This is a genomic window from Intestinibacter sp. (assembly GCF_051866655.1).
Lineage (GTDB): Bacteria > Bacillota > Clostridia > Peptostreptococcales > Peptostreptococcaceae > Intestinibacter.
Window position 1 is genome coordinate 1 of sequence record NZ_JBJDXL010000268.1, and the last position, 4,149, is coordinate 4,149.

The following is a 4,149-nucleotide window of genomic DNA, read 5'->3' on the forward strand; positions in this document are numbered from 1 at the left end:
AAGGTAGAAATAATTATAAAAAAGGCAAAAATATAAAATATTAAAAATAGAGACTATATTATGGAGGATAGCAATTATGATAATTGTATTAAAAGTAGGATATACAGAAGCAGAATTAAACGAAATATTAGAATTCTTACAAGTTAGAGGATTAAAAGTAAATGTATCTCATGGTAAACAAATGTGTGTTATAGGTGTTATAGGGGATGTAACAATAATAGATCCAGATGAAATACTAGCTTACTCTTATGTAGAAAAAGTTATGAACGTAACAGAACCATACAAAAAAGCCAATAGATTATTCCATCCAAATGACACAATAGTAGATATAAATGGAAGCAAAGTAGGTGGAAAATACTTAGGTATAATGGCAGGTCCTTGTTCAGTTGAAAGTGAAGAACAAATAGTAGAAGTTGCAAAGGCAGTAAAAGCATCAGGGGCAAACTTCTTAAGAGGTGGAGCATTTAAACCAAGAACTTCACCATACAGTTTCCAAGGATTAGAGCTACAAGGGCTAGAATTATTAAAAATAGCAAAACAAGAAACAGGACTTCCAATAGTAACAGAATTAATGTCTGCAGAATACTTAGATAGATTTGTGGAAGATGTAGATGTAATTCAAATAGGTGCAAGAAATATGCAAAACTTCGATTTATTAAAGGAAGTAGGTAAGACAAAAACTCCAGTATTATTAAAAAGAGGTATGAGTTCAACTATAGAAGAATGGCTAATGAGTGCGGAATATATAATGGCTGGTGGTAATGAAAATATCATACTTTGTGAAAGAGGAATAAGAACATTTGAAACTGCAACAAGAAATACATTAGATTTAAGTGCAGTACCAGTTATAAGAGAAAAATCACATTTACCAATAATTATAGATCCATCTCATGCAACAGGTAAACGTGACTTAGTAGAACCACTAGCAAAAGCTGCAATGGCAGTAGGGGCAGACGGACTTATGATAGAAGTACACAACAACCCAGCAAAAGCATTATGCGATGGAAAACAATCAATAAAACCGGACAAATTTGATGAAATAATGAAGGTTGTTAAGAAATACGCTGAAGTAGAAGGAAAAGAAATAACATTATAGAAATAAAAATTTTTTATTAGATTTTATTGTAAATTTAGGGTAAATAATAGATATTTAAATAATATAAAGCATTTAAAGAGGTCGTAGGAGGAAATATTATGATAGTTGTAATGAAAAACGGGTTTACACAAGAGGATATAAATGAAGTAATCGAAGTTATACAAGATAAAGGAGCGGATGTCGATAAAATAGATGGAACTTCAACATCAGTATTAGGGGTAGTTGGAGATACTGCTTATATAGATCCAGATGAATTATTGACATTTGCATGTGTAGAAAAAGTATTAAAGGTACAAGAGCCATACAAAAAAGCAAATAAATTATTCCATCCAGAGCCTACAATAGTAGATGTGAACGGAACAAAAGTAGGTGGAGGTCATCTAGGAATAATGGCAGGTCCTTGTTCAGTTGAGAGCGAAGAACAAATAGTAGAAGTAGCAAAGGCAGTAAAAGCATCAGGGGCAAACTTCCTAAGAGGTGGAGCATTCAAGCCAAGAACTTCACCATACAGCTTCCAAGGATTAGAGCTTAAAGGATTAGAATTATTAAAAATAGCAAAACAAGAAACAGGACTTCCAATAGTAACAGAATTAATGTCTGCAGAATACTTAGATAAATTCGTAGAAGATGTAGATGTAATCCAAATAGGTGCAAGAAATATGCAAAACTTCGATTTATTAAAGGAAGTAGGTAAAGTAAAAACTCCAGTATTATTAAAAAGAGGTATGAGCTCAACTATAGAAGAATGGCTAATGAGTGCGGAATATATAATGGCTGGTGGTAACGAAAATGTTATACTTTGTGAAAGAGGTATAAGAACATTTGAAAAGGCAACAAGAAATACACTAGATTTAAGTGCAGTACCAGTTATAAAAGAAAAATCACACTTACCAATAATAATAGATCCATCTCATGCAACAGGTAAACGTGATTTAGTAGAGCCTTTAGCAAAAGCTGCTATAGCAGTAGGAGCAGACGGACTTATGATAGAAGTACACAACAACCCAGCAAAAGCATTATGTGATGGAAAACAATCAATAAAACCAGATAAATTTGACGAAATAATGAAAAACTTAAAAACATACATAGATTTAGAAGGTGCGACAATCTAGTATGAATATTACAATTGTTGGTTTAGGTGTTATTGGTGGTTCCTTCGCAATGGCCTTCAATGAGGCTGGCTTCGAAGATGTGTATGCTATAGATACAAATTTAGAATCTATAGAAAAAGCAAAAAAAATGGGTGTTATAAAAGATGGTTCAGATAAAGCAAAGGAGTTTTTAGAAATAGCAGATTTAGTCATTATTTGTATTTATCCTAGACTTATAAAAGGGTTTATGATGGAAAATAGAAATAATTTCAAGGATGGTGCGATAGTCACAGATGTTGCAGGAATAAAAGGTTCTTTAATCAAGGAGTTAGATGATATTATTCCAGATAATGTAGATTTTATTTTCGGACATCCTATGGCAGGTAGAGAAAATAAAGGAATTGACCATGCCACTGCAGAATGTTATAAAGGTGCAAATTATCTATTAATCGACACTGAGAGAAATGACGACGACAATGTATTACTTTTACAAGCAATTATATACAAGCTTGGATTTAAGAGAATTATAAGAATTAGCTCAGACTTCCACGATCAAATAATTGCATTTACATCACATTTGCCACACGTTATGGCAGTATCTCTGATAAACAGTGATGTAGAAGCTAGAAATACCGAAATCTACATGGGAGGAAGCTATAGAGATGCTACGAGGGTAGCCGACATAAACGAGGATTTATGGACAGAGTTATTTCTAGGAAATAGGGAAAACCTACTAGAAGTAATCGACGACTTCATGGCTGAAATGAGTAGATTTAGAGAGGATTTAGATAAAAGTGATAGAGTAGCTCTTAATAAACGTCTTAAAAGAGCTACTAAGAGAAGAAGACGACTTAATAAATAATTTGTATATAAATTAATACATAACTTTATAAATAAACTGGAGGGAATGGAAAATGAAATTTGTTACATATCTATTAAATGATGTAGAAACATTGGGAATAGTAAATAGCAAAATGACAGGAGTTTATAGCTTTAAATCTCTTGAATTACAAAAAGACTACGAAGATATGAATGACTTTATAGCAAATGCAACAGAAAGTGATTTAGCAGTTTTAAAAAATAGAGCATATGAAGACGATGCTAGTATAAAAGTTGATTTATTAGAAGATGTCAAGCTATGTGCTCCAATAGTAAATCCTGTGAAAGACGTTCTTTGCTTAGGTCTTAACTACAAAGACCACGTTGAAGAAACTAATAGAAGCTTCAACGCTAACTACGAACTACCTAAATACCCAATCTATTTCTCAAAAAGAGTAAATAAGGCTATAGGAATAGACGATAAAATAACTAATTACCAAGGTGTTTCAGAAGAAGTAGATTATGAGGTAGAGCTTGCTGTAATAATAGGCAAAGAAGGAATAAACATCAAAAAAGAAGACGCTTACGATTATGTATTTGGATACACAATAATGAATGATGTAAGTGCTAGAGACCTTCAACAAAGACATGGAGGACAATGGTTTAGAGGAAAGAGTATAGATTCCTTCACACCACTTGGTCCATGGATAGTTTATAAGGATGAAATAACACCACCAGTAGAATTAGATGTTTTAAGTAAGGTAAATGGAGAAGTTAGACAATCATCAAATACTAAACATTTTATATTCGATATACCGACAATAATAAATGACCTATCAGCTGGAATGACATTAAAACCAGGTGATATAATTGCTACAGGAACTCCATCAGGAGTTGGGATGGGATTTAAACCACCTAAGTATTTGAAGAGCGGAGATAAAGTTGAGTGTACAATTGAAGGAATTGGGACACTTGTTAATATAGTTGACTAAGGATTATTTGAGAGCTTGTGACTTTTAGGAGTTACAAGCTCTTTTTTAGTTTAAATTATCTTAAAATTACTTGACAGAGTGTACATGTTAGTATATATTGTATATATAAGATATATACAATATATACATAAAGAGGTGAAAAAATGGAAAT

At 32.3% G+C, this 4,149-nt stretch carries 4 protein-coding genes; all 4 read left to right on the plus strand.

The window, feature by feature from the left end; genetic code table 11:
- The first annotated feature begins 76 nt into the window (after positions 1–76).
- The 4 genes from aroF (ACI3VO_RS08050) (at position 77) to ACI3VO_RS08065 (ending at position 3,998) form a co-directional block, all read left to right on the plus strand.
- A complete protein-coding gene (gene aroF, locus ACI3VO_RS08050; protein WP_439757416.1) occupies positions 77–1,096 on the plus strand; it encodes a 3-deoxy-7-phosphoheptulonate synthase in 1,020 nt (339 codons plus the stop codon).
- Between the two features lie 98 nt (positions 1,097–1,194).
- Positions 1,195–2,208 carry a 3-deoxy-7-phosphoheptulonate synthase gene (aroF, locus tag ACI3VO_RS08055; RefSeq protein ID WP_439757417.1) on the plus strand — a complete coding sequence of 338 codons (1,014 nt, stop codon included), beginning with the start codon at positions 1,195–1,197 and terminating at the stop codon, positions 2,206–2,208.
- Position 2,209: 1 nt separating this feature from the next.
- Positions 2,210–3,049, plus strand: a complete 840-nt coding sequence (locus ACI3VO_RS08060; RefSeq protein ID WP_439757418.1) for a prephenate dehydrogenase — start codon at positions 2,210–2,212, stop codon at positions 3,047–3,049.
- A 52-nt stretch (positions 3,050–3,101) separates the two neighbouring features.
- Positions 3,102–3,998, plus strand: coding sequence for a fumarylacetoacetate hydrolase family protein (locus ACI3VO_RS08065; protein WP_439757419.1), 897 nt, complete (start codon positions 3,102–3,104; stop codon positions 3,996–3,998).
- Positions 3,999–4,149: the final 151 nt, after the last annotated feature.